This is a genomic window from Bacteroidales bacterium (assembly GCA_021648725.1).
Taxonomy (GTDB): Bacteria; Bacteroidota; Bacteroidia; order Bacteroidales; family JAADGE01; genus JAADGE01.
Window position 1 is genome coordinate 1 of the sequence record JAKISF010000012.1, and the last position, 26,290, is coordinate 26,290.

Annotated in this window: 16 protein-coding genes; 9 read left to right on the forward strand and 7 right to left on the reverse strand. The window is 31.5% G+C overall.

The window, feature by feature from the left end:
* Window positions 1-466 precede the first annotated feature (466 nt).
* Entirely contained in the window at window positions 467-1,942 is a 1,476-nt protein-coding gene (locus tag L3J35_06270; GenBank protein MCF6365793.1) for an NAD(P)/FAD-dependent oxidoreductase, read from the forward strand.
* Between the two features lie 2 nt (window positions 1,943-1,944).
* On the opposite strand, the gene tatC is transcribed toward L3J35_06270, so the two are convergent.
* Window positions 1,945-2,775, reverse strand: a complete 831-nt coding sequence (gene tatC, locus L3J35_06275) for a twin-arginine translocase subunit TatC (GenBank protein ID MCF6365794.1) — start codon at window positions 2,773-2,775, stop codon at window positions 1,945-1,947.
* A 21-nt stretch (window positions 2,776-2,796) separates the two neighbouring features.
* Window positions 2,797-3,765 carry a KpsF/GutQ family sugar-phosphate isomerase gene (locus L3J35_06280; protein MCF6365795.1) on the reverse strand — a complete coding sequence of 323 codons (969 nt, stop codon included), beginning with the start codon at window positions 3,763-3,765 and terminating at the stop codon, window positions 2,797-2,799.
* Window positions 3,766-3,882: 117 nt separating this feature from the next.
* Here L3J35_06280 and recQ point away from each other — a divergent pair, with 117 nt between their 5' ends.
* Complete coding sequence (recQ, locus tag L3J35_06285) at window positions 3,883-6,072, forward strand: DNA helicase RecQ (GenBank protein MCF6365796.1); 2,190 nt, start codon at window positions 3,883-3,885, stop codon at window positions 6,070-6,072.
* Between the two features lie 63 nt (window positions 6,073-6,135).
* Window positions 6,136-8,586 (forward strand): DUF5686 and carboxypeptidase regulatory-like domain-containing protein, encoded by a 2,451-nt coding sequence (locus L3J35_06290; protein ID MCF6365797.1) that lies wholly within the window; start codon window positions 6,136-6,138, stop codon window positions 8,584-8,586.
* A gap of 42 nt (window positions 8,587-8,628) precedes the next feature.
* Here the strand turns inward: L3J35_06290 and ftcD are convergent, their stop codons facing one another.
* Together ftcD and hutI are read right to left on the reverse strand one after the other, a co-directional pair.
* Window positions 8,629-10,311: a glutamate formimidoyltransferase gene (ftcD, locus tag L3J35_06295; protein MCF6365798.1), complete on the reverse strand. Its 1,683-nt coding sequence runs from the start codon at window positions 10,309-10,311 to the stop codon at window positions 8,629-8,631.
* A 72-nt stretch (window positions 10,312-10,383) separates the two neighbouring features.
* Window positions 10,384-11,625 carry an imidazolonepropionase gene (hutI, locus tag L3J35_06300; GenBank protein ID MCF6365799.1) on the reverse strand — a complete coding sequence of 414 codons (1,242 nt, stop codon included), beginning with the start codon at window positions 11,623-11,625 and terminating at the stop codon, window positions 10,384-10,386.
* A 72-nt stretch (window positions 11,626-11,697) separates the two neighbouring features.
* Here hutI and L3J35_06305 point away from each other — a divergent pair, with 72 nt between their 5' ends.
* The gene (locus L3J35_06305) at window positions 11,698-13,335 is read left to right on the forward strand and encodes an AbgT family transporter (GenBank protein MCF6365800.1); all 1,638 of its coding nucleotides are present in this window, start codon (window positions 11,698-11,700) and stop codon (window positions 13,333-13,335) included.
* A 2-nt stretch (window positions 13,336-13,337) separates the two neighbouring features.
* Here the strand turns inward: L3J35_06305 and L3J35_06310 are convergent, their stop codons facing one another.
* Window positions 13,338-14,171, reverse strand: coding sequence for a 1-acyl-sn-glycerol-3-phosphate acyltransferase (locus L3J35_06310; protein MCF6365801.1), 834 nt, complete (start codon window positions 14,169-14,171; stop codon window positions 13,338-13,340).
* Window positions 14,172-14,339: 168 nt separating this feature from the next.
* Between L3J35_06310 and L3J35_06315 the strand changes: the two genes are divergently transcribed.
* From L3J35_06315 to mtnA, 4 genes are all read left to right on the forward strand, one after another.
* The gene (locus tag L3J35_06315) at window positions 14,340-17,396 is read left to right on the forward strand and encodes a CHAT domain-containing protein (protein MCF6365802.1); all 3,057 of its coding nucleotides are present in this window, start codon (window positions 14,340-14,342) and stop codon (window positions 17,394-17,396) included.
* Between the two features lie 6 nt (window positions 17,397-17,402).
* On the forward strand, window positions 17,403-18,239 hold the full coding sequence (folP, locus tag L3J35_06320) for a dihydropteroate synthase (protein ID MCF6365803.1): 837 nt from the start codon (window positions 17,403-17,405) through the stop codon (window positions 18,237-18,239).
* A gap of 126 nt (window positions 18,240-18,365) precedes the next feature.
* Entirely contained in the window at window positions 18,366-19,106 is a 741-nt protein-coding gene (cdaA, locus tag L3J35_06325; GenBank protein ID MCF6365804.1) for a diadenylate cyclase CdaA, read from the forward strand.
* Entirely contained in the window at window positions 19,093-20,127 is a 1,035-nt protein-coding gene (mtnA, locus tag L3J35_06330) for an S-methyl-5-thioribose-1-phosphate isomerase (protein MCF6365805.1), read from the forward strand. The genes cdaA and mtnA overlap by 14 nt, the downstream gene beginning before the upstream one ends.
* Before the next feature lie 35 nt (window positions 20,128-20,162).
* On the opposite strand, the gene L3J35_06335 is transcribed toward mtnA, so the two are convergent.
* Window positions 20,163-21,611, reverse strand: a complete 1,449-nt coding sequence (locus L3J35_06335; protein MCF6365806.1) for a Do family serine endopeptidase — start codon at window positions 21,609-21,611, stop codon at window positions 20,163-20,165.
* 242 nt (window positions 21,612-21,853) lie between these two features.
* Between L3J35_06335 and dapF the strand changes: the two genes are divergently transcribed.
* Complete coding sequence (dapF, locus tag L3J35_06340; protein ID MCF6365807.1) at window positions 21,854-22,645, forward strand: diaminopimelate epimerase; 792 nt, start codon at window positions 21,854-21,856, stop codon at window positions 22,643-22,645.
* Here the strand turns inward: dapF and L3J35_06345 are convergent.
* Window positions 22,623-26,213 (reverse strand): PAS domain S-box protein, encoded by a 3,591-nt coding sequence (locus L3J35_06345; protein MCF6365808.1) that lies wholly within the window; start codon window positions 26,211-26,213, stop codon window positions 22,623-22,625. The two genes, dapF and L3J35_06345, sit on opposite strands and share 23 nt — an antisense overlap.
* Window positions 26,214-26,290 lie beyond the last annotated feature (77 nt).

Below are 26,290 nucleotides of genomic sequence, written 5' to 3' on the forward strand. Positions count from 1 at the left end.
AATTGTTTACAACACCCGGGAGCTTGTAAGACCTAATCGGAAAAACATTCGAAAACATCGGCAAAAGAAACCTTATTCTATGAATTACAAAAGGTTATGACAGATTATTAACTAAACGACATTGATAAATAAATACTTAAATTTTGAAATTGTTGTTCTCATAATTTTAATTTTGAATGTTTAAATAAATTTTTTACAAAAATATTTCATATTTAGTCGTTCATATATATTTTTACATGAAAGGGCATTAATAATTGATAAAATGCAGTATTTTAATGATTAAGCACCAAGTTAAAGCGTTGTGCATCAATAACTAAACATGCCGAACAACATAAAACTTTTATAACAATCAAGAACCAAAAGGCTTACAGAAAACTTATCTTAATTATATTTCAATGAAGTCAAATTGAAGTTTAATCTTAATATCAGAAAAATCTTGTTTTCTTTACAAAAAATTAGTTTAACGATGAAAGAATTTGACATTGTAATAATCGGAAGCGGACCTGCCGGTTTCTCGGCAGCAATGAGAGCACTTGATTATAAAAAAAATATTTGTATAATTGAAGCAAAAGAAATAGGAGGAGCAGGAATAATGAACGGAGCATTAGTTTCTAAAACCATGTGGGAATTATCAGCAGACTATGCAATTGCCGGAAAAACAAACAGAGGTTACAGAGCATCCGGTTTAAATGTTGATTTCTCCGAAGTAAGAAAAACAGTTATTCAAGCCGCCAAAGAACGTCAATATCAAATACTTTCACAAATTGAAACATTTTCTTCCGAAAAATCAGAAACAGGGTCAATAACCTTAATAAACGGATATGCAAAATTCTGCGACAGATATACAGTTGATGTAACACATCAAAATAAAACAGAAAAAATAAAAGGAAAATATTTTATTATCGCAACAGGTTCAAAACCGAGAGAATATCCGGATTTGCCTGTTGACGGAAAACATATATTTGATTCTGACACTATCTTAAAACTGCAGGAATTCCCTGAAAGAATGGTAATAATAGGCTCAGGTATAATAGGTTGTGAGTTTGCAACAATCTTCTCAAATTACAAACAAACAGAAGTTCATTTGCTCGACAGAACAAACCGGGTTATTCCTTATGAAGATGATGATTTAAGTGATTTTGTATCGAAACATCTTGAAGAAAACGGAGTAAATATCCATTATCAAGCTCATTTAAGAACAATTCGTAAAAAAAACAATTATTTAGAAGTTGTTTTAGATTATGACGACGGACACAGCAAAGTTATTGAAGTTGATATTGCATTAGTTGCAATCGGAAGAATTCCGAACACGGAAAATCTCGGACTTGAAAATATAGGTTTTGAAAAAAATAAAAAAGGAACTTTAAAAACTGATGAATTTTGTGAAATAATCGAAATAGGGAAATGTAATATTTTTGCAGCAGGCGATATAACGGGGCACGGACAACTTTATAATATTGCACAAGTTCAGGGAAGATACATTATCGATTCAATTTTCGGAAAACAATCTGATGCAGTATCATATAAAAATATGTCAACATTAATGTTTTTTAAACCCGAAGTTGCCGCAGTAGGGTTAAATGAAAAACAACTGCAACAAAAAGGAATTCCGTATAAAGTTGCATCATATTCTAATGCACTTGTAAGCAGAACAATAGCAATGCGAAACACCGAGGGTTTTGTGAAAATAATCGTAAGCAACGACGGAGAAAATAAAATACTCGGAATGAGAGCGGCAAGTCCGCAAGCATCTGCATTTATTGTTTCGGTTGCACATTTAATTGATGAAAAAAACGGCTTAAACGAAGTTAATAAAACTGTTCATCCGCACCCCGGAGTTACGGAAGGAATTGAAGAATGTTTAAGATTGTTTAATAATTCATCAATTTTCAAACCCGAAGCATTTCCCGAGCATATTAAATACAAAGAATGGTATCCCTAAAATTAAGTTTCGGAAATATCCGGGGTAAATTTCTTTAGATTTCGTTTTTCAACACGTTTTGATATTCCGATACCTATTTCATACAATATTATTAAAGGTAAAGTTACCAATATTTGAGAAAAAATATCAGGAGGTGTAATAATTGCAGATAAAGCTAAAATCACAATTATAGAATGTTTTCTGTATTTTTTTAGGAATTTAGGCGTAACTAAGCCTATTTTGCTTAAAAAGAATATTAAAACAGGTAACTCAAACACAACTGCCGATGCTAAAACAACCGAAGTAAAAGTTTGAATATAAGAACTTAAATTTATCTTATTTGCAACATCGCCTACTTCATAATTTCCTAAAAAGTTTAAAGAAAGAGGAACAATTAAATAATATCCGAATAAAGCACCGATAGAAAACAACATTGATGCCGAAAAAACTGCACCTCTGCTGTGTTTTATTTCTTTTTTATTTAATGCCGGTTTTAAAAAACGCCAAAATTCATTAAATACAATCGGAAATGCAACAACTAACCCTACAATTAATGAAACCATTATATGAGTCATAAATTGTCCTGTCATTTTAATGTTGATGATATCAAAAGGTTTTTGATTTATGCAAATTGAATCTGTATTAAAATATCTTCCGATTTTACACATTAAATCATTTGTGAAAAACTCAGGTGTTTTAGGGGCAAATAATACTTGATTAAATATAAAATCTTTAAAAAAGAAAGCCGTAATTGCAAAAACAACAACTGCCAAAATTGCTCTTATCAAATGTTTTCTCAGAGCTTCTACATGTTCTAAAAAAGACATATTATCTGCTTTTTTTTTCTTTCCCATTCTTTTTCGTTTTAACTCTTTCTATACAAATCCTTCTTTTAACATATCATGAATATGTATCAGACCTAAATACCTATTGCCCTCACTTACTATTAATGAAGTAATATTATTTTTTCTCATAATTTCAAATGCGTTAATTGCAAATGTATCCGGATTTATTGTTTTCGGATTAACAGACATAATATCTTTTGCTTTTATTCCGGTTAAGGAATTTGTCTTAATAAGCATTCGTCTTAAGTCTCCGTCTGTAATAATACCTGCTATTTTATCTGCTTTATCAATAACTGCAGTTGCTCCCAGTCTTTTTTCCGAAATTTCAATAATAACATCTTTCAGTTCTGCATTAATATCAACTTTCGGAGCTTCATTATTTTTATATAAATCTTCAACCCTTAAGTAAAGTATCTTTCCTAATATTCCTCCGGGATGGTATTTTGCAAAATCATCATTCGAAAAATTTCGTGCATTTAACAGGCTGACTGCAAGTGCATCTCCCATAACTAACTGAGCAGTTGTGCTTGAAGTAGGAGCTAAATTATTTGGGCAAGCTTCTTTTTCTACAGTTGTTCGAATAACCAAATCTGCTTGTTTTGCTAAAAATGAACCGGAATTTGATACAAATGCAATTAATTTATTCCCGAATTTTTTTATAAACGGTACAAGAACTTTTATTTCAGGCGTATTTCCGCTTTTTGATAAACAAATTACCACGTCATTTTTTCGTATTATTCCTAAATCACCGTGAATAGCATCTGCCGCATGCATAAAAATTGAAGGTGTTCCTGTTGAATTTAAAGTTGCAACTATTTTTTGGGCAATAATTGCACTTTTTCCTATTCCGGTAATTATAACCCTTCCTTTTGATTTCTGAATTAAAAAAACAGCATCAGCAAAATTATCATCTATGAAATTAATTAAATTTTTAACTGAATTTGCTTCATTAACAATAACTTCTTTCGCAATTTTTATAATATCTTCGGATTTTTTCACAGTTTTTTTATATTTATTTTCCTTTTTTCCCTTTTACAATAAATTTATTATTAATTTAGCTACAAATATATTTATATATTGTAAAAACAAAGATATTTTAGTTGAAAACAATAAACAATGGATTTAAAAAAAATAAACCTGCTTGATGAGTTACATAAGAATTTCGGGTTTGACACATATAAAGGAGAACAAAAAAAGATTATTCAAAACGTATTAGACGGTAATGACACTTTTGTATTAATGCCTACCGGAGGCGGAAAATCTTTGACATATCAACTTACATCATTATTATTAGAAGGCACAGCAATAGTAATTTCGCCTTTAATTGCATTAATGAAAAACCAAGTTGATGCAATGAGAGGGTATAACGAAGATGATTCAATTGCCCATTTTATGAATTCATCACTTAACAAAACTCAACTGAAACAAGTAAGAGAAGATGTAAAAAACGGTAAAACAAAACTTTTATATGTAGCTCCCGAATCATTAACAAAAGAAGAAAATGCAGAATTCTTGAAATCAGTTAAAATATCTTTTTATGCAATTGATGAAGCACATTGTATTTCTGAATGGGGGCATGACTTTAGACCCGAATACAGAAAAATAAGACCCATAATAGAAGAAATAGGAAGGGCTCCGATAATTGCACTTACAGCAACAGCAACTCCTAAAGTACAACATGATATTCTTAAAAATCTTGATATTCTTGATGCCGACATTTTTAAGGCATCTTTCTATCGTTCAAATCTTTATTACGAGATAAGACAAAAAGTTAAACCGGAAAAACAAATAATAAGATTTATTAAAGAAAATAAAGGAAAATCCGGTATAATATATTGTTTAAGCAGAAAAAAAGTTGAAGAATTAGCAGAAGTTTTGCAAATTAATGATATTAAAACACTTCCGTATCATGCAGGTATGGATTCAAAAACCCGTTCAAAACATCAAGATATGTTCTTGATGGAAGATGTAGATGTTATAGTTGCAACAATAGCATTCGGAATGGGAATTGATAAGCCCGATGTTCGCTTTGTAATTCATTACGATATTCCTAAAAGTCTTGAAGGATATTATCAAGAAACAGGAAGAGCCGGCAGAGACGGAGGCGAAGGAAAATGCTTGACATTTTACAGCTATAAAGATATACAAAAGCTGGAAAAATTTATGCAGGGAAAACCGGTTGCTGAACAAGAAATTGGCAAACAATTATTATTAGAAACTATTGCTTATGCAGAAACTTCTGTTTGCAGACCAAAAATTTTATTAAACTATTTCGGAGAGAAGTTAGAAGAAGATTGCAATAATTGTGATAATTGTTTAAACCCTAAAACAAAATTTGAAGGGAAAGAATACATGGTTAAAGCTCTTAAAGCAATAGTTACTTTAAAACAAAGATATAAAGGAGAGCACGTTGCAAATGTTTTGGCAGGTGTCGCTACATCAGCAATAAAATCATTTAAACACGATGAAAGTGATATTTTTGGTGCCGGGAATGAGAAAGACACTAAGTTTTGGGAATCTATTATAAGACAGGCTCTTATACATTATTTTTTGGATAAAGACATTGATAACTACGGTATTCTGAAAATAAGTAAAGACGGAGAAAATTTCATTAAAAATCCGTACCCTCTTGAAATAACAGAATCTCACAGATATGAAACAGATGATGATGACAGTGAAGTTAATTTAAAGCAAGGCTCGGGAAGCGGTGCAGGTGATGAGATTTTATTTAAAATGCTCAAAGGCTTAAGAAAAGATATTTCGAAAAAAATTGACGTACCGCCTTTCGTAATTTTTCAAGACCCGTCTTTAGAGGATATGGCGACAAGATACCCGATAAGTCTTGAAGAATTGCAAACTATACAAGGTGTCGGTTCAGGAAAGGCCAATAAATACGGAAAGGAATTTATTAAATTAATTGAAGAATATGTTAAAGAAAACGAAATTGACCGACCTCAGGACCTTGTCGTAAAATCCGTCGTAAAAAAATCAGGGGTAAAAGTATTTATTATCCAAAGTATTGACAGGAAAGTAAACTTAGCAGATATCGCAAGTTCAAAAGGACTTAGTATGAGTGAGCTGCTTAAAGAAATAGAAGCTATTATCAATTCAGGTACTAAATTGGATATTAACTACTATATCAACCAAACTATAGATGACGAAAATGTTGAAGAAATATATGACTATTTTTATGAATCAGAAACCGGCTCATTAGAAGAGGCAATTGAAGAACTTGAAGAAGATAATTTCTCTGAAGAAGAAGTCAGGTTGGTAAGGATTAAATTTATGTCTGAAATGGCAAATTAAAAACTATAAAATTAAATTGAAGGCTTTGCTTTTTGTAAATAATTGCAAAGTCTTTTTTTTAGAATGAAAAATATTATACTGAAATATTACTTAACTGTTTTAATTCTCTGCTTTTTTTCTTTGCTTACTTTTTCCCAAACAAAAATAAGAGGTGTAATTTTAAATGATGTAACTTCAAAACCTGTCCCTTTCTCAAGTGTTTCATTTGTCGGCTCTGCAATAGGTTGTATATCAGATGAAAACGGCGTTTTTTTTATCGAAGCAAATACCGACATTACCCAAATTGCTATCAATAATATCGGCTTTATTAATGATACTTTAGATGTTGTAAGTAACAAATATCAAGACTTTATTATATATTTAAAACCTGATAATTACAACATTAAAGAAGTTATTATTACACCGGGCGAAAATCCTGCCGATATAATTATCAAGAAAGTAATAAAAAATAAAAAATACAATAATATCAATCGTTTAGGTGCATACAGCTATGAACAATATACAAAAATGCAAGTTGATATTAACAACATAAATCCGAGCTCCGAAAATGACCCTATTCTGAAAGATTTCAAATCGGTATTTGCAGGTATAGATACATCAGCAGCAACAGGAAAAATTTATATGCCTTTAATTATTTCCGAAACATTATCCGATTTTTATTATAAAAAATTCCCGAAACACAGAAAAGAAATTATTAAAGCAGTAAACTTTGCAGGAATCGATAACCTTAGTGCAAGTAAATTTACCGGACAAATGTATTTGGAATTTAACTTTTATAAAAATTATATTAAAATTCTTGAAAAAGATTTTATAAGTCCTGTTGCTTTGTCTGGTTTATTAGTTTATGATTATAGTTTGCTCGACAGTACTTTTATAGATAATTCGTGGTGCTACCATTTAAGTTTTTTACCAAAACGAAAATACCAATTTACTTTTAAAGGTGATATGTGGATTACCGATACAACTTTTGCACTTAAAAAAATAAATGCAAATATGTCAAAAACTGCAAATCTCGGTTTTGTGTCTGATTTTTATGTTAAAAAAGAATATAAAAAAACTGGAAATAACTTTTTCTTTCCTGCCGAAGAAGAATTTTTTATAGATTTCAATATTTCAAAAGTAACAGCAGGCTTCTTCGGGAAAAAATATACATCACGAAAAAACATTAAACTTAATCCTGAATTTCCACCTTTATTTTTCTCGGCAACCGAATTCAGAGATATAGAAATTGAAGATAATGCTGCAGATTATGATTCTGTTTTTTGGAACAATAACAGACATACACAACTTTCTGCAAAAGAAAGAAACATATACAGAATGGTTGACTCCGTAACTAATCAACCTACGTTTAAGAAAGTTGAGAATTTTATATATCTATTAGCAACAGGCTATGTGAGAAGAAGTTACTTGGAATTCGGACCTTACTATAAAGTGTACAGTAAAAATGCAATCGAAGGACACCGGTTGAGGCTTGGTGTAAGAACAAGTAATGATTTCAGTAAGAAAATAGAGTTAAACAGCTATCTTGCATTCGGTTTAGATGACCAAAAAACAAAATACGGTTTCGGCACAAAATATAAGTTGGCAAGAGAACCTTGGACACTGGCACAAATTAATTACAGCAAAGATCTCATTCAACTCGGAGCAAACTTAGGCGAATTCGGTTCTGATAATATCTTTTCAATTTCAGGAAAAAATGATAAATTATTATGGATTGAAAATTTTGAAGCAAGTATTGAAAGAGACCTTATTAAAAGTATTACAGGAACTGTTTTTATCTCCCATAAAATAATAAACCCTACCGACAGTATACGTTTTTTTGACTCTTTCGGTAATGAACAAACAAATATAACAACAACAGAACTGACATTCAGTGCACATTTCGGTATAAACGAAGAGTATGTTGAAATAGTTTTTAACAGGCAATCTTTAGGTTCGCTTTACCCGATATTAGAGTTAGAATATACAATAGGAATTCCCGACTTTATGAATAGCAATTACAAATACTCTAAATTAAAGCTTGGTCTCAGGCATCATATTTCTTATGCATTTATAGGAAAAACAAATTATTATATCGAAGCAGGAAAAATTTGGGGTACGGTTCCTTTTCCGCTGTTAAAATTACATGAAGGAAGCACCGGAATTACTTATGATATGTATGCTTTTAATATGATGAATTATTATGAATTTGCAAGTGATAAATACATCAGTTTTTTTGCAGAGCATCATTTTAACGGTTTGTTTTTAAACAAAATTCCTGTTCTCAGAAAACTTAAATTTCGTGAAGTAATTTATGCAAAAGGTGTTTTGGGAAGTTTAAATGATGAAAACAGAAATTTACTTCAATTTCCTTCTGAACTTTCTGATGTTGAGAAACCGTATATCGAGCTCGGTGCCGGAATTGAAAATATAGTTAATATTTTAAGTGTTAATTATTTCAGAAGAATAAGTCACTTGCAAAAACCGGATGTCAGAAAAAACGGTATTATTATAGGTTTGCAGTTAAGTTTTTAAAAAAGACATTCCAAGTATTCAAGACTCGGAATGTCTGATTATTTACGAAATCTTCTTTTCAACCATATCAACAATTTCTTTTTCAAGAGCTGTTGCTTTTGAAAGAATTTCGTTTCCTGCTTTTAACTTTTCTTTGGCAAATTCTTTATCTTCCAAATCGCCCATATTAATTTTAACATTCATAAAAGCACCGTAAACAGCAGCTTTTGCGGCAAGTGCACCTACTCCGGCATCGCTTACCGATGCTTGCAGTCCGATTTCTGCCATAGTTTTCATAACTTCCATAGAGCCGTATGAGAGTTCCATAATTTTGAAAGGAACATTAATGGCATTTTTTGTTGCTTCTTGTATTGCATTATGCCTTGCAGCTTTTTCTTCGTCGGTTTTTTTCGGCAGGCGAGATGCTTCCATAATTTTGTTAAAAGCATTTGTGTCTTCGTCAACCATATTTACGAGTGCTTTGTAGTAGTATGCACCTTTTTCCGCCCAATCGGAAAATTCTTCCCAACGCTCGTCCCAACCTCTTTTATGTGCCGAAAGATTTGCAACCATTGTTCCGAGTGCGGCACCCAAAGCACCCATATATGCCGAAATTGAACCGCCGCCCGGTGCCGGAAATTCGGAACCCGTAAGGTCGGCAAAATCGTTGAGTTTCATATTAACAAGCGGTTTGGAATTTTTATCTTCCATAACGTATTCAATGATGCGTTCTTCCGGAATAAAGGGTTTAAGCTCGTCAAGTCCGAGAGATTTTACGGCAATTTTTATAATTTCGGAATCGGCAATTCCTGCGGAACGTTGTTGCATTTTTAGGTAAAATTTTCCGGCATCGAGCATAGCTTGTAAAGGAATTAAGCCGACAAGTTCCGAACCGCTTACGCGAACACCTCTTTTTTCGGCGTGTTTTTTAACTTCTTCATAAGCTTTGTGAACGGAAGTTACGGTAATGTCGGTTAAGTTCATTGAGATTTGTGCAATTCCGTATTCCTCTATATACCAGCCGATTGCTTTGACTTTTTTAAGGGTTCCGGGAATTCTTACCGTATTTCCGTTTTCGTCTTTTACGATTTTTCCGTTTACTTTTTTTGCTCTTCCGTTTTCTCGAACATCAAAAGCAACGGCATTAGCACGTCGGGTGGAAGTTGTATTTAAGTTTACGTTGTACGCAACGAGAAAATTTCTTGCACTTATTGCAGTTGCACCTGTTTTTTTAACATTTTCGTTAAATTCGGCAGGTCCGTAATCGGGTTTCATTTTCGGGTCGGTAAGTTTTTGCGGTAGACCTTCGTATTCTCCGGCACGGCAATATGCCAAATTTTTTCTTTTTTCTTCTTTTGCGGCAAATTCGTAGCAATAAACCGGAATTTCGAGTTCTTTTCCTACTCGTTCCGCCAATTTGTGAGCATATTTTACGGTTTCTTCCATAGAAATTCCCGAAATCGGCACAAGCGGGCATACGTCGGTAGCTCCGAAACGCGGATGTTCGCCGTGATGTTTGCTCATATCAATAAGTTCCGATGCTTTTTTTATTGCCAGAAAAGCTGCATCAATAACTTCATCTGGTGTGCCTACGAAAGTTACTACGGTTCTGTTAGTTGCCGCTCCGGGGTCAACATCGAGTAGTTTAACGCCTTCAACGGTTTCTATAACATCGGTAATTTGTTTTATTACGCTCATATCACGTCCTTCGCTGAAATTAGGAACGCATTCTATAAGTTGTTTCATATTTTGTTTAAATTAGATTTTTAAAAATGAAGTTTCAAAAATAATCTATTTGTTTTAAAGAAAAAATGATTTTTAGCTGATAATCTTCCCTCCCAAAATAACCGTATCAATTAAATTACTTCCGTAGGCGTAAGTAAAATATTCGAGAGTGGGCATTTCTTTTGTTATAAAAACATTTGCCTTTTTACCTTTTGCAATACTTCCGGTTAACTTGCTTATTCCCATCGCATAAGCAGTGTTGATGGTGCTTGCGTTAACAACTTCTTCTATGGTCATTTTATAATTTACGCTTGCAAAAGACATCATAAGTTTCATATTTCCCGAAGGCGATGAACCCGGATTAAAATCGGAAGCAAGGGCAAGCGGAAGCCCGGCATCAATCATTTTGCGAGCGGGAGAGTAGGGCATATTAAGAAAAAAAGCAGCACCGGGTAAAATCGTGGGCATAGTTTCGGAGTTTTTCAGGGCTTTTATTTCGTCATCGCCCACATATTCAAGATGGTCAACCGAAAGAGCATTGTGTTTTACGCCGATTTGCACTCCGCCGGAAAAATCTAATTCGTTGGCGTGAATTTTAGGACGCAAACCGTATTTTGCTCCGGCTTTTAAAATTTTGTCGGTATCTTCAACGGTAAAAAATCCTTTATCGCAAAAAACATCAATAAAATCGGCAAGTTTTTCTTCGGCAACGGCGGGAAGCATTTGATTTACAACCAAATTAACGTAATCTTTTTGTTTGCCTTTATATTCGGCGGGAACGGAATGTGCTCCGAGAAAAGTAGATTTAATTATCAGCGGTGTTGTTTCTTTCAGGCGTTTTATAACGCGAAGCATTTTCAGTTCGCCCCCGACCGTAAGACCGTATCCGCTTTTAATTTCAACGGCTCCGGTTCCTTGCGAAATTATTTCGTTTATTCTCGGAATTGCTTGTTCGTAAAGTTCTTCTTCGGACGTTTTATTCAGCAATTTTGCCGAATTGAGAATTCCGCCGCCGCGTTTTGCAATTTCTTCGTAAGAAAGCCCTTTAATTTTATCGTTGTATTCAATTTCGCGACTTCCGGCATATACCAAATGCGTGTGCGAATCGCAAAAAGACGGAAACACAAACTTTCCGCCGGCATCAATACTTTTGTAATTGCCTTCAATATCAGGCATATCCTTCATTTTGCCGAAATCTTCGATTTTATCGTTGTGCAGAATAAGATAAGCATTGTCGATATTTTTGAGCTTTGCCATATCCTTGCCGGAAACTTTTGTTTTGGGCTTTGTTTCGGTTTGAACGAGTTTTTTTATGTTTTTTATAAGTATTCGCATATATTTTTATTATCAAATAATTTAGCTTTTTTTGTAAGTTCAAAATTAAATAAATTCATACATTTTAAAACTATGCTCAAAAATAAAAAAATACCGCATACTTATGTCATTATTTTTTACATTGTTTTAATTGCCGCTGTTGCAACCTGGTTTGTTCCCGGAGGACAATACGTTAAGGAAACCGTGATTGTTGACGGCAAAGAAAAAGAACAAGTTGTTTATGAAACCGTAAAAATTAACGGTGAAGATGTTTTGCAACCTAAATTTGAATATGTTGATAATGAGTTTCAAACATGGCAAGTTTTTGCGGCAATGTTTAAAGGTTTTGAAAAACAAGCCGGAATAATTGTATTTATTTTAATGGTCGGCGGTGCTTTTTGGATTATGAATCAAAGTAAGGCAATTGATGTGGGGATTTTTGCATTTCTTAACTATACAAAAAAACTTGAAAAAGTTAAATTTTTAAGATTTCTCGGAGTAAACAATATTGTACTTACAATGATTATGATAATGTTCAGTATATTCGGTGCAGTATTCGGCATGAGCGAAGAAACCATTGCTTTTATTGTAATTTTAGTTCCTCTGGCAATTTCTATGGGTTATGATTCAATAACCGGCGTTGCAATTGTTTTTGTAGCTGCAGGTTTGGGTTTTGCAGGTGCAATTTTAAATCCGTTTACGATAGGTATTGCACAAGGCATTGCAGAACTTCCGCTTTTTTCAGGAATTGAATACAGAATTGTTACTTGGTTTATTATTAATTTTATAGGAATCACTTTTATTTTAAGGTATGCAAATAAAGTTAAAAAGAATCCGAAAAAATCATTGGTTTATGAAACAGATCAATATTGGCGTGATAAATCAGGCGATAAAACTGAACAAATTAAATATTATACTCCTAAACGTGCTTGGGTTGTCTATATTTTTATTTTGGTGTCTTTGATATTATTCTCAGTAGAATTTTATTCAACCGAGATGAAAATAGGAAATAGTGTTTTTGTTGCTCCTATGCTTCCTATAGCAACCGGATTGTTTGCATTAACCGGTATTCTTTCTTTAAGAAAATCGGTACATTTTTTTATTCTTAATTTGTTGGCTTTTACCATTGTTTTTTTAATAATAGGCGTAATGGGTTATGGTTGGTATATTATGAAAATAGCAACTTTGTTTCTTGCAATGGGGCTTCTGACAGGTGTTGCCATGAAATATAACCCGAATGAAATAACTAAACATTTTTTGGACGGAGCAAAAGATATTATGTCGGCAGCATTAGTTGTAGGACTTGCAGGAGGAATTGTTATCATTTTACAAGAAGGAAAAATCATTGATACAATTTTGCACAGTATGGCAGAAGGAATGAAAGGTTTCGGAAAAATTGTATCTGTCGGAATTATGTATGTAATTCAAACGTTTATTAATATTGTAATTCCGTCGGGTTCGGCAAAAGCAGCGATTACAATGCCTATTATGGCACCTTTTTCTGATTATATCGGAATTTCACGTCAGGCAACGGTTGTTGCGTTTCAATTCGGCGACGGATTTACGAATATGATAACTCCTACTTCGGGTGTGTTAATCGGAGTTTTGGGCGTTGCAAAAATACCCTATGATAAATGGGTAAAATGGATTACTCCTTTTATGATAATTTTAATTATTTTAGGTTTCTTATTGCTTATACCTACGGTAACCATGGATTTGAACGGATTTTAACTTTAATGAATTTCTTTCAGTAAAAACTTTTTTTCAAGATTATAAACAATTTTTTTAACTTCCTGTGCCCATTCAATATGAGTTTTTGAATCGTTAAATGTTGTATAAGGAATAGGCGTGCCGTAAACAATCGGTATCGTAGCATTTTTTTGCTTAAACACCTCTCCCGGCAATAAGAATAATTCTAAATTTGCTTTTATTCTGAAAAATTTTCTTATTTTAGCAAGACGATAGAACTTCTTTGAATTTTCTCCGCCTATAAAAATCGGGATTATATCTCTTTTGTGTTCTATCGCATTTCTTATAAAACTTCTGTGCCAAGGTCCGTCATCCATTTTTCCTTTAATTTTTCTGGCAACTTTGCCGGCAGGAAAGATTAATAAATGACCGTCATCTTTTGCTAAATGTTCTTCAATAGCATCTTTTTTGTGTTTTTCATTGCTTTTTAAAATGCTTACAGGCAAAAACAGTTCTTTTGTATTTTCAACAAATAAAAACATTTCATTAGCCAGAATTTTTATATCCTTGAACTTTTCATATATTTTATCAATCAAAACAGCAAAATCAACACCTCCGAGAGAATGATTTCCGGCAAAAATAAATTTCCCTTCAGAAGGAATTGCTTCCTCATTGTAAGTTTTTGTTTTTAAATTCAGGTGTTTTACCACTCCTCTTACGAAATCAATTCCGAAATTATGTTCATTTTTTCTCAGAACAACATTAATTTCTTTTTGATGAAATGACTTTTTTAAAAAATTAATAATAAAATTAGGTAATTTCCTTACAATCTTATTTTCTTGTCCTCTGATTATCTTTTTGATATCTAATTTTTGCATTGTTTTATTCAGCCTTTCTGTTATTTTGTAAAGCAACAAACATAATAATTTTTTAAAAGAGAAAAAATAATTGAAAAAAATCTTATTTTTACTTTTTAATTTGAATCACTTTTTTAATATCAACAGGTTTTCAATTTACCTGTAAAAATCGAAAAATTTATTAATTTAATGAAAATAATTAATATGAGATTTACGAGCATTTTTTTTGTTGTTATGTTTTTATTTGTCCTAAAAATATCTTCACAAACAGATAAAGAAGATTATAATAAGGCTGTCAATTTTTTTAATCAAGCAAATGAAGCAAAACAAAAATTCGACTTAACAAATTCCGAACAATTTTTTGAAAAAGCGGCTGAACTTTTTAAAAAATATGGGCATTATACAGGTAATTACATTCAATGTAAATATTCTGTTGCCGATATATTTATAATGAGAAATAAATTTAAAGATGCCGAGGAAATATTAGACGAAATCCAAAAATTATCTGTTGAAAAATATGGTCAGAACAACCAGTTTCTTGTTAATATTTTAAACGGTCAAGGAAAAGTTGAAGCATCAAAAGGAAAACATAAAGATGCCGTTTTATTATATCTAAAATCATTAGAGTTAAATGAGGAGCTTGAAAAACCCAATCTTTTTTTAAAGTCTAATTTATACGGGAATATAGGTAATTCATATTCAGAGCTTGGGAAGTTAGATTCTGCCTTATTAAACTATAAAAAAGATTTAACTATAAAAAAAGAACTTGTAGGAGACAATCATCCCATTTTGGAAGTTGCATACAGCAATATTGCAAATATATATAAGGCGAAAGGACAGTATGATTTAGCAATACAATTTTTTGATAAGGCATTAGAACTTATATTAAAAGCGTACGGAAAAAATGATGTTAGAATTGCAAAAATATACAGCGGAAAAGGAAATGTATATTTAGAAAAAGGACAAAATAACTTAGCACTTGACTTTTTTAATGAATCAATAAAAATTAATAAATCTAATTTCGGGCAGAAACATATTTCGGTTGCAAAAGATTTAATAGGTATGGGTAATGTTTATAACAAAAAACAAGAATATGAAAAGGCTTTAATTTATTTTAAAGATGCGTATGATATTCAAATTGATGTTCTCGGAGAAAACCATCCCGATATTGCGGGAGTTTGTAATAACATAGGTTTTATTCTTGAATTTCAGAATAAGCATGAATCATCTTTAAAATTTTATCAAAAAGCAGTAAAAATAAAAACTGCAAATTTCGGGAATAATCATCCTGAACTTGCGACATATTACAACAACATAGGTGTTAATTATTATAACAGAAAAGAGTATAATAAAGCATTAGAAAATTATTTGAAAGCAATTGCAATCTTAGAAAATAATTACGGAAATAAATTTGCGGGTCTTGTAAGGATGTATCTTAATGTTGCCGATTTATATCGAAAAAAAGAAAAATTTGACAAATCTCTTTTATTTTATCAAAAAAGTTTAACTGCAAATGTTCCCGGCTTTAACCCCAATCATGATAACTTGTTTGAAAATCCCCGAATTGATTATTATTTGGATATAAATAAACTGTTAAACTCATTAGAAGGAAAAGCCGGTGTTTTAGAAGCATTATATTTGAAAGATTCTTTAATAAGCGATTTAGAGTTTTCTAAAGAAACATATATACTGTGCGATTCGGTAATCTCTGTTGCAAGGAAACAAGCGTTTAAAGAATCAGATAAAATATTTTTAGGTAATCAAACAAGAAAAATATATGAAGATGTGATTGTTGTTTTTAAACAGTTGGCAGATGAGACTGAAAAAGAAAAAGATAAGCAGAAAATATATGAGAGTATGTTCAGTTTTGCTGAAAAAAATAAATCTATAATACTTTCACAAGCTATATCTTCTTCTGATGTGAAAAATTTTGCCGGAATTTCAAAAGATATAATTTCAAAAGAAAAGGAATTAAAGAGAGAAATTTCAACTGCTGAGAGAAGTTTGGCAGAATCTGCAGATGTTATAACAGCAGATAAATTCAGGGACATATTATTTGAGTTAAACAAAGATTTAAGAGAGCTAAACGCAAGAATAGAGCGAGATTATCCGAAGTACTTTCGAACTAAATATAAAAGTGTTGATATAAATGTAAAAGAAATTAAGTCAAACTTAAAGAAAGATCAAATTGTAAGATCATATTTTTTAGGCGAAGACTTTATATTAATTTTCACGATTACCGATGAGAAAATAAGTTTAAGTTCCGTTGACAAACCGGAAGACTTTGAACAAAAGGTTAAAGATTTTAACAAATATATAACATCAGGCTATCAAGCAGATTTTAGTAACTATCTGGAATCAGCAAATTATTTTTATAATCTGTTTTTTCCGGATAAATTTCCGGAAGATTTAACAAAAATAACTGTAATACCAGACGGTTTAATAAGTATGATTCCTTTTGAAGCACTCATTACGGAAGAGTACAAAGGAGATATTACAAACTACAAAGAATATCCGTTTTTAATCAAAAAATATCAAATAAACTATGCCTATTCAGCCGGCTTACTTATAAAGTCCCTTACAAATAAGAAAAAAAGAGGAAACAAAAAAGCTTGGATCGGAATTGCACCCGTGTTTGATAATGTATCAGCAATGAGTATTAACAATATAAAAGTTACACCTTTACCGGGAAGTAAAAACGAAATTACAGAAATTGCCGGAATATTTAAAAAAAATAAAAAACAAGCACTTTCTGTAATTGAAAAACAAGCAACAGAAACATTCTTAAAAAATGCAAACTTAAAAGATTACAAATATATTCATATAGCAACTCACGGAATTGTTAACACTTATGAACCCAAATTATCAGGATTGATTTTTTATCCGGAAGATGCTGATAATGACGGTGTCCTGTATTCCGGAGAAATTTATAATTTGGAGTTGGATGCTGATTTAACGGTGCTTTCAGCATGCGAAACCGGTTTGGGTAAAATCTCAAAAAGCGAAGGAATTATAGGTTTGTCAAGAGCCTTATTGTATGCAGGTTCAGACAATACAATTGTTTCGCTTTGGAAAGTTTCCGATAATTCAACAAGTACATTAATGATCGATTTTTACAAGAACTTGCTTGAAAATGAAGATGATAAAACCGGAGCTTTACATGCGGCAAAAATAGATATGATAAATAACGGAGGAGATTTTGCACATCCTTTTTTCTGGTCACCTTTTGTATTAATAGGAAAATAGTTTTTAATGACAATAAATTGTAAAGGAAAGTTAACAGATTTTTCAAAACCGAAAATTGCAGGAATATTAAATATTACCCCTGATTCATTTTATGACGGAGGGAAATACAATAAATCCGGCGAAATACACAGAAGAATAGATGAAATGATTTCGGAAGGTGCAGATTTTATTGATGTGGGAGCATATTCATCTCGGCCCGGAGCAAAACATATTTCAAAAGATGAAGAATTAAAAAGATTATTACCTGCATTAAACTATCTACAAAAAGAATATCCTGAGCAAATTGTATCTTTAGATACTTTCAGAGCCGAAATCGCAAAAATTGCAATAGAAGATTACGGCGTTGCAATGATTAATGACATTTCAGCCGGAAATTCAGACGAAAAAATGTTTTCCCTTATTGCCGAAAAAAATGTTCCGTACATTATTATGCACATGCAAGGAACTCCTCAAACTATGCAAAAAAACACTCAATATGATGATTTATTAAACGATATTATAAAATTCTTTGCCGAAAAAATATTTAAAGCAAACAAAATAGGTATAAACGATATTATTGTTGACCCCGGTTTCGGTTTCGGAAAAACTTTAAATCAAAACTATCAGATATTAAACGAACTTGATAAATTTAAAATTCTTGATTGTCCGGTTATGGCAGGAATTTCAAGAAAATCTATGATTTATAAATTATTAGAGTTAAGCCCGGAAGACGTTTTGCCCGGAACTATTGCGTTAAATATGACTGCATTGCTGAAAGGAGCAAATATTTTAAGAGTTCATGATGTAAAAGAAACAAAGCAACTTATTGAAGTATATTATAAATTACATTTAGGCGACTTTTAAACTGAGTTTTTAATAAATCGGATTAATTTAATAATTTAGCCGTAAATATAAATATTAAAACTGAACACTATCGAATTTCTTGATATTGGCATAACGGATATAATTGATATACTTTTAGTTGCATTTTTGCTCTATCAAATTTATTTCTTGATAAAAGGAACGGCAGCAATAAAAATATTTATAGGAATAGCCGTTTTATATCTTATTTGGCTTGTTGTACAAGCTTTAGATATGAAGTTAATAAGTACAATTCTCGGTCATGTAATGGGCGTAGGGGTTATTGCACTGCTAATTGTGTTCCAGCAAGAAGTCAGGAAGTTTTTTATGATGTTTACCAACAAATATTTCTCAAAACTTGAGTTTTCATTTAATAAATTATTGCCTTTTATTAAATATGATGAAATTGAAGTTAAAGTTTGGTCAATAGTAAAAGCCTGCTCTAATCTTTCTAAGCAAAAAACAGGAGCTTTAATTACAATAGCCGTACAATCTGAACTTTTATCAATTATTGAATCCGGAATAAAAATTAATGCAGATACAAGCTCGCAATTAATTGAAAATCTGTTTTTTAAAAACAGCCCGTTACATGACGGTTCAATTGTTATAAAAAAAGATAAAATAATTGCAGCCGGTTGTATTTTGCCGGTTTCCGAGCAAAATTTTAATATTAAAGATTTTGGTTTAAGGCACAGAGCCGCAATGGGAATTACAGAGCAAACAGATGCTGTAGTAATTGTTGTGTCGGAAGAAAACGGAAGTATTTCGCTTTTTCAAGATTCAAAATTTAAAAAAGACGTTTCTGTTACCGAACTTCGCAATTCGCTTGAAGAAATATTTTTAGAAAGAAAAAAAGATGCAAAAAAATAAGTTGAACAGAGCTGTTTGGGCAGAAAAAAATAAAGTATTTTTAATAGATCAAACAAAACTTCCGTTTAAAGAAGATGTTTTTATATCAGATTCATACAGAGCAACTTGCGTTGCAATTGTTAAGATGATTACCCGAGGTGCAGGGTCAATAGGAGCAACTGCCGGTTTTGCAATGATGCAGGCTGCTTACGAAGCTCCGAAAGAGAATTTTAATGAATTCTTATTAAAAGCAAAAAAAGAAATTGAAGAAACAAGACCCACGGCACAAGATTTATTTGCAGCAGTTAACAGGGTTTATAATAAAGCATTAATCTCAACAGAAGAAGCAGAAAATGAAGCACACTTAATTGCAGATGAAACCTCGGAAGCAGGATACCTGATAGGAATAAACGGAAACGAATTAATAAGTGACGGTTCAAGAATATTAACACATTGCAATGCCGGACCGCTGGCACTTGTTGAGTACGGTTCTGCATTAGCTCCTATTATTTTTGCTCATAAATCCGGAAAAAAAGTATTTGTTTATGTTGACGAAACACGTCCCAGAAATCAAGGAGCAAAATTAACCGCATGGGAACTTCAAAAAGCCGGAGTTCCGCATGTAATTATTGCAGATAATGCTGCGGCAATGTTAATGCAGAAAGGAAAAATTGATATTGTTATTACCGGTGCAGACAGAATTGCAAAAAACGGAGATACGGCAAATAAAATAGGAACTCTTGAAAAAGCAATTTTAGCAAAAGAATTTAATATTCCTTTTTATATAGCAGCACCGAATTCAACATTTGATAAAGAAATATTAACAGGAAATGAAATTCCTATTGAAGAACGAGACGAAGATGAGCTTTTGTACATTTCCGGAGAAGATGAAAACGGAAAAATTCATACCGTAAGAATTGCATCTCCGAATTCAAAAGCCTATAATCCTGCGTTTGATGTTACCCCGGTAAAATATATTACGGCATTTATTACTTCCGGAGGAATAAAGTACAACAGATTAAAAAAAGACGACAGCAAATAATTGTTGTCGTCTTTAATGTCTTGTAAATTAGTGTGCTATTCCATTCCGAATGCATAATATGCAATTTCACCGTTAGGGTAAATACCTTGAATGTAAACTCCTCCGTGAATATTTTTTAAAATATCTTCTATTTCTTTAGGCGAATCAACCGGGTCTCTGTTAATATGTGTAATAATAAAACCTTCTTTTACACCTGCTCTCATTAATTTTCCTGCTTGAAGGTCTGTAACAACCACACCCGATTCAATATTTAAATCTTTTTTTTGTGAGTCAGAAATTTCTGTAAAACTGGCACCCAAAACATCAATAATGTTTTTATTTACAACATCTGTTGTTCCTAAACTGTTTTTAAGTTCAACTAAGAATTTTTTCAACTTATTATTTCTTAACACCCAAACATCAATTTTATCTCCGGGGCTGAACCTGCTTATTTGTTCTTGTAATTCAGAAACTTTCTCAACTTTTGTTTCATTTATTTTAATAATAACATCTTTAATTTTGATACCTGCATCTTCGGCGGCACTTCCGGTATTAACATTTACAACATAAATACCCTCTGGTTTTTCTAAATCTAATTCTTCTGCAATTTTTGAATCAACATCTTTAATATTTATTCCGAGCAAAGCTCTTTGAACGGTTCCGTATTCCATTAAATCAGAAACTACTTTTTTGACTATAGTTACCGGAACAGCAAAAGAGTAGCCTGTGTATGAGCCTGTTTGTGAGGCTATTGCAGTGTTAATGCCTACAAGTTCTCCGTTTGTGTTAACTAATGCACCGCCGCTGTTACCGGGATTAACAGCAGCATCAGTCTGAATAAATGATTCAATTGCATATTGCTGTTTTTGCCTCAGTAAATTAATATTTCTTTCTTTTGCACTTACAATACCTGCCGTAACCGTTGAGGTTAAATTAAAAGGATTTCCTACCGCCAAAACCCATTCCCCCACTTTTAAAGCATCTGAATTTCCGTAAGGAATTGTCGGTAAATTTTCAGCTTCAATTTTTACTAATGCAATATCAGTTGCGGGGTCTCTTCCTATAAGTTTTGCACTGAATGTTCTGTTGTCATTTAAAACAATTTCAATATTATTTGCATTTTCAATAACATGATTATTTGTAACGATATAACCGTCTGCCGACATAATTACACCTGAACCTGATGCCATTTGCGGCATTCTGTGTCCGTATGGGCTTCCTCCGAAAGGATCTCCGAAAAAGAAATCTGATATTGAAGGCTGTCTGTTATTTTGGGCGTATGTAGTTTTAACATGAACAACAGCATTAACTGTTTTTTCCGCTGCAACGGTAAAATCGGGCAGGGTAGTAACAATACTGCTTTGAATATTATTTACGGGAACGACATTACTGACTTCTGCCTGCCGAATAAATTGTTTTTCGCTGAAAAACCAACTTATACCGTATGCCGTAAATCCTCCGATTAAAGCAACTAAAAAAACACTTAAAACTTTTTTTGCTTTCATTTTCTTGAATTTTAATGATTAATAACCTTTTTAAAACGAAAAAATATAAATAATAATATATGTTTTATTTGTAAAATGTCAGTTTTAAATTGTTGTTTGTTTGCGGAATTTAAAATATCAAAATATTTACCGGAATAAATATAGCTGACAATATTTCATGTTTTTAAAAAAATAAAACGAAAAAGAAGCCGAAAAGTTACATTTTATTCTTTAATTTTACTTTTGTAATTTATTTTTTTAAGATGTTTAAGTTTTATAAGTATCACGGTGCAGGAAATGATTTTGTGTTAATTGATAATTTCAATGATACGATTTTCAACTTTACAAAAAGTGACATTCAAAAAATATGTGACAGAAATTTCGGGATAGGTGCTGACGGATTAATGATATTAAAAAAACATCATGAATACGATTTTGAAATGGATTATTATAATTCTGACGGAAGCGGAGGCACAATGTGCGGAAACGGAGGAAGGTGTATTGTTGCATTTGCCGAAAAACTTGGGCTAATTAATAATTATGCGAAATTTTTGGCTTCTGACGGCGTTCATGAGGCATATATTTATGACGGAAATTCGGTTAAGTTAAAAATGACAGATGTTGAAAATATCAGTAAAGCAGGAGAAGATTATATATGCTACACCGGTTCACCCCATTACATAAAGTTTGAAAATGATATTGCTAAAAAGGATGTGTTTAGGGAAGGCAGAGAAATAAGATATTCAGACACATATAAAAAGGAAGGAATTAATGTTAATTTTATAAAAGTTAATAATGATAACACGCTAAATATCAGGACTTACGAGCGAGGTGTAGAAGCTGAAACTTTTGCTTGCGGAACCGGTGCGGTTGCATCGGCACTTTCTTTTGCAAATTTAAACGGTAATACTTCCGGAGAATATTTACTGCATGCAAAAGGCGGCAAATTAAAAGTAAGTTTTAATAAAAAAGATAACAAATATGTTGATATTTGGTTAACCGGACCTGTTCAATTTGTATTTGAAGGCAGGTTTACTTTAGATATTCTGAAATAATCTTTCTGAATGATTTTCCGCTTACGGGTTTTGTAATATATTCATCAAAGACGTGACTGTACATGTCAATTTCTTCTTTTATTGCATTTGCGGTAATTGCAATAATGGGGGTTTTATCAAATTTATTATTTTGTCTTATTATTTTTGCTGTTTCATAGCCGTTTAATCCCGGTAATTGAATATCCATAAGAATTATATCGGGAATAAATGTTTCAAGTTTTTCAAGAGCTTCGTTTCCGGTTGAGGCTTCAATTATTTTTATATTGTCGTCTTCAATAAACAATGAAATAAGTTCTTTGTTAAAGTCAATGTCTTCTACATGAAGAATTGAAGATTGTTTTAAAGGTTTATTTCGTAAATTATTGCGTTCAGTTTTTTTTGGATTATTTTCAATAATTTCAATATTTTTTAACTCTAAGGTAAAAACAGAACCTATGCCGACAGAACTTTTTACGGTGAGATTTCCGTTCATCAATTCGGCAAATCTTTTTGAAATTGCAAGTCCTAATCCTGTTCCTCCGTATTTTCTTGTGCTTTGACCTTCAACTTGCCTGAAACTTTCAAAAATAGCAGATATTTGATCTGCCGGTATTCCTATTCCTGTGTCTCTTACTTCAATAATCAGATTAAATTTGTTTTTTTTGTTTAAATCAGAACTTTGTTTGCCTTTTAGTATTATTGATACTGAGCCCTTTTCCGTAAATTTAAGAGCATTATTTACCAAGTTAATAAGAATTTGTTCTAAACGCAGAGCATCAAGTTTTATTATTCGGGGTATGTTATCAGCAATATCTATATTTATCGGTATTTTCTTCTTTTCAGCAAGTTCGGAGAAAATTACGGGTATTTTATTTATAATGTCTTCGATGTTACAAGCTGCATTTTCAATTTTTAATTGGTCTGCCTCTATTTTAGATAAATCAAGGATGTCATTAATAAGTTTTAATAAATTGTTCCCGCTTAAAGCAATATTTTCAGTAAATGAGATATGTTTTTTATCTGTAAGTTTATTAATTAGTATTTCAGAAAACCCGATTATTGCATTCAAGGGTGTTCTTATTTCATGACTCATATTTGCTAAAAACTCACTTTTTAAACGATTTGATTCTTCTGCTTGTTGTTTTGCAATTTTAAGGGCTTGTTCTGCTTTTTTTCTTTCGGTTATGTCTGTAAATGTAATTTGAATTGCTTTTTCGCCTTCATACATAATCATTTTTCCGTAAACATCAACGTCTATAATTTCTCCGTCAATTCTTATGAATTTTTGTTCGGAATGGTGATCTGTATTTTTTTGCATAATACTGTTTAATGCATTCTTTGCATGTTCTGAGTAATCGGGATGAACAAATTGCAGAACATTTGTATTTTTAATAATTTTAGCATCTTTAATTTTGAATGTCTTAAGTGTTTTTGAATTAACATATTTAATGTTTCCGTTAAAATCATGAATAACAACTGACATAATTGCATTTTCAGCTAATGTTTTGTATTTTTTTTCGCTGTCTGTTAATGCTTTTTCGTTTTTTTTACGATTTGTGACATTTCTTACAATTCCCATTATAAGCTGTTTTTCTCCTACATTTATTGTGTCGCCTGTTATTTCTGCAGTATAGCTTGAGCCGTTCTTGCGTTTTAGTTCTATTTCAAATGAGTATCCGCTTTCGCCTATTTTTTCAGCGAAATTTGAGTTTTCTTTATTTTTTTTCATATCAAAAACAGACATGCTCAAAAGCTCTTTTTCAGAATATCCTGTTATTTTACAAAATGTAGAATTAACGAAGACATAATTCCCTTTTGTATCTGCAATAGTAATTCCTTCTGATGATTGCTCGGTTATTGCTCTGAATTTTTCTTCACTGTCAATTAATGCTTGTTTAACTTTTTTCTGCTCGGTAATATCTTCTTTTATTGCTATGTAATTTGTAATTTCATTCGCATCGTTAATTATAGGTGATATAATTGCTTTCTCAATAAAATGAGTTCCGTCTTTTTTCTTATTTATTAGTTCTCCTTTCCATATTTTTCCTTTTGTAATAGCTTGCCATAAGTCTGTATAAGTTTCTTTTTTTGTTTTGTCTGTTTTTAATATTCTGGGATTTTTCCCTAATACTTCTTCTTTGCCGTAACCTGTAAGTTTTGTGAAGTTCGGATTTACGTATTCAAGGTTTCCTGCTGTATCAGTAATTGCAATTGTTAACGGATTTTGTTCTATTGCGGTTGATAATTTTAAAATTTCTTGTTCTGTTTTTTTTCGTTCTGTAATATCTTTTACAATTCCTATGGCATTCCATAAGTCTTTTATTTTAATTGCTGATAAAGATAATTCTATAGGAAAAGTTTCGCCGGATTTTCGTACTGCTTGAAGTTCTATTGTTTTATTTATTACATTGCCTTCTCCTGTATGTCTGAATTTCTCAAATGCTTTATTTGCAACTTCTTTGTATTTGGAAAGAGGTAAAATGCTGTGTAAGTGTTTGTTAATTATTTCTTTTTCGGTATAACCGAATATTTTTTGTGCTGCTTTATTCCAAAATTCAACTTTACCTTCGTTATTTATTAAAATTATGGCATCATTTGCCGAGTTTGTAATAGCTTTGAATTTTTCCTCACTTTCTTTTAATTCAATTTCTGCTTTTTTTCTGTCAGTAATGTCGTGATATACTGACATCTTAGAATCATTGTCTAACAGAATATTATTTATTGTTCTGAATTTATCTCTTAAATTGTCTTTTAAGTCATAAGTAATTATTTTTTCTTTTTTTAATTTTTCAAAAATACACCACTCACACTTTTCGTTTAAATGATATATCGCTTTGTAACATTTTTCATCTTTTTTATCTCCGTTTGTTAAACGTTTCATTGCTTCATTTTGGTAACTTATCTTATAATCGGAAGATGTAATATAAATAGGATCAATAAATGAATCGATTAACTTTTTAAATTTCTCCTCACTTTCAAAAAGCTCTTTGGTTCTTTTTTTTATATCAAATTCTAATTTATTATTAAATTCTTCTAACAGTTTATTTTTCTTTTCAATATCTTTATAAGATTGTTTTAACTTTGTTTTTAAAATAATTTTTTCTAACTCTTGTGATGCTCGTATTGCTGTTATTCTCAGAACTGATTCAATAGTTTTTTTATTTTCTATTTTTCCTTTAAACAGTATCGAAATTAATCCGATAGTATTATTTTCAGAACTTTGTAACGAAATTCCGATGTAGCTGTTTATTTGCATTTTTAATAATAAAAGGTCATCAGGAAATAGTTTTGTGACATTTGAGTCAAAACAGTAAAATTGCCCTTCTAAAACTTTTTTGCAAGGCGTTCCTTCTAATTTGTAATTTATATTTTCTGTTATTCCTGAGGAATTACAAAAAGAAACCGTTTCCGTTATTTCCGGTTCTTTTGATGAGTATTTACCGATTAAAACATAATCAGCATCAAATAACTTAGATAAGAATATTGACAGTGCATTAAGGAAAGCATTTTTTTCGGCACTTATTTTTTGTTCTGAAATAAATTTTAAAGTTCTTTCTATTTTTTGTATTTGATCTTTTTCACAATCCATATTATAGCTGTATATTTTTAATAAACATGTTGTTTAACACCATTATTGCAAAACAACTAATATTTTTTGGATTTCAA

Bases quoted from the DNA above. Each gene is read 5' to 3' on its own strand.
- L3J35_06270 (MCF6365793.1), top strand. From the start codon at position 467: ATGAAAGAATTTGACATTGTAATAATCGGAAGCGGACCTGCCGGTTTC.
- tatC (MCF6365794.1), bottom strand. From the start codon at position 2,775: ATGGGAAAGAAAAAAAAAGCAGATAATATGTCTTTTTTAGAACATGTA.
- recQ (MCF6365796.1), top strand. From the start codon at position 3,883: ATGGATTTAAAAAAAATAAACCTGCTTGATGAGTTACATAAGAATTTC.
- L3J35_06290 (MCF6365797.1), top strand. From the start codon at position 6,136: ATGAAAAATATTATACTGAAATATTACTTAACTGTTTTAATTCTCTGC.
- ftcD (MCF6365798.1), bottom strand. From the start codon at position 10,311: ATGAAACAACTTATAGAATGCGTTCCTAATTTCAGCGAAGGACGTGAT.
- hutI (MCF6365799.1), bottom strand. From the start codon at position 11,625: ATGCGAATACTTATAAAAAACATAAAAAAACTCGTTCAAACCGAAACA.
- L3J35_06305 (MCF6365800.1), top strand. From the start codon at position 11,698: ATGCTCAAAAATAAAAAAATACCGCATACTTATGTCATTATTTTTTAC.
- L3J35_06310 (MCF6365801.1), bottom strand. From the start codon at position 14,171: ATGCAAAAATTAGATATCAAAAAGATAATCAGAGGACAAGAAAATAAG.
- L3J35_06315 (MCF6365802.1), top strand. From the start codon at position 14,340: ATGAAAATAATTAATATGAGATTTACGAGCATTTTTTTTGTTGTTATG.
- folP (MCF6365803.1), top strand. From the start codon at position 17,403: ATGACAATAAATTGTAAAGGAAAGTTAACAGATTTTTCAAAACCGAAA.
- mtnA (MCF6365805.1), top strand. From the start codon at position 19,093: ATGCAAAAAAATAAGTTGAACAGAGCTGTTTGGGCAGAAAAAAATAAA.
- L3J35_06335 (MCF6365806.1), bottom strand. From the start codon at position 21,611: ATGAAAGCAAAAAAAGTTTTAAGTGTTTTTTTAGTTGCTTTAATCGGA.
- dapF (MCF6365807.1), top strand. From the start codon at position 21,854: ATGTTTAAGTTTTATAAGTATCACGGTGCAGGAAATGATTTTGTGTTA.
- L3J35_06345 (MCF6365808.1), bottom strand. From the start codon at position 26,213: ATGGATTGTGAAAAAGATCAAATACAAAAAATAGAAAGAACTTTAAAA.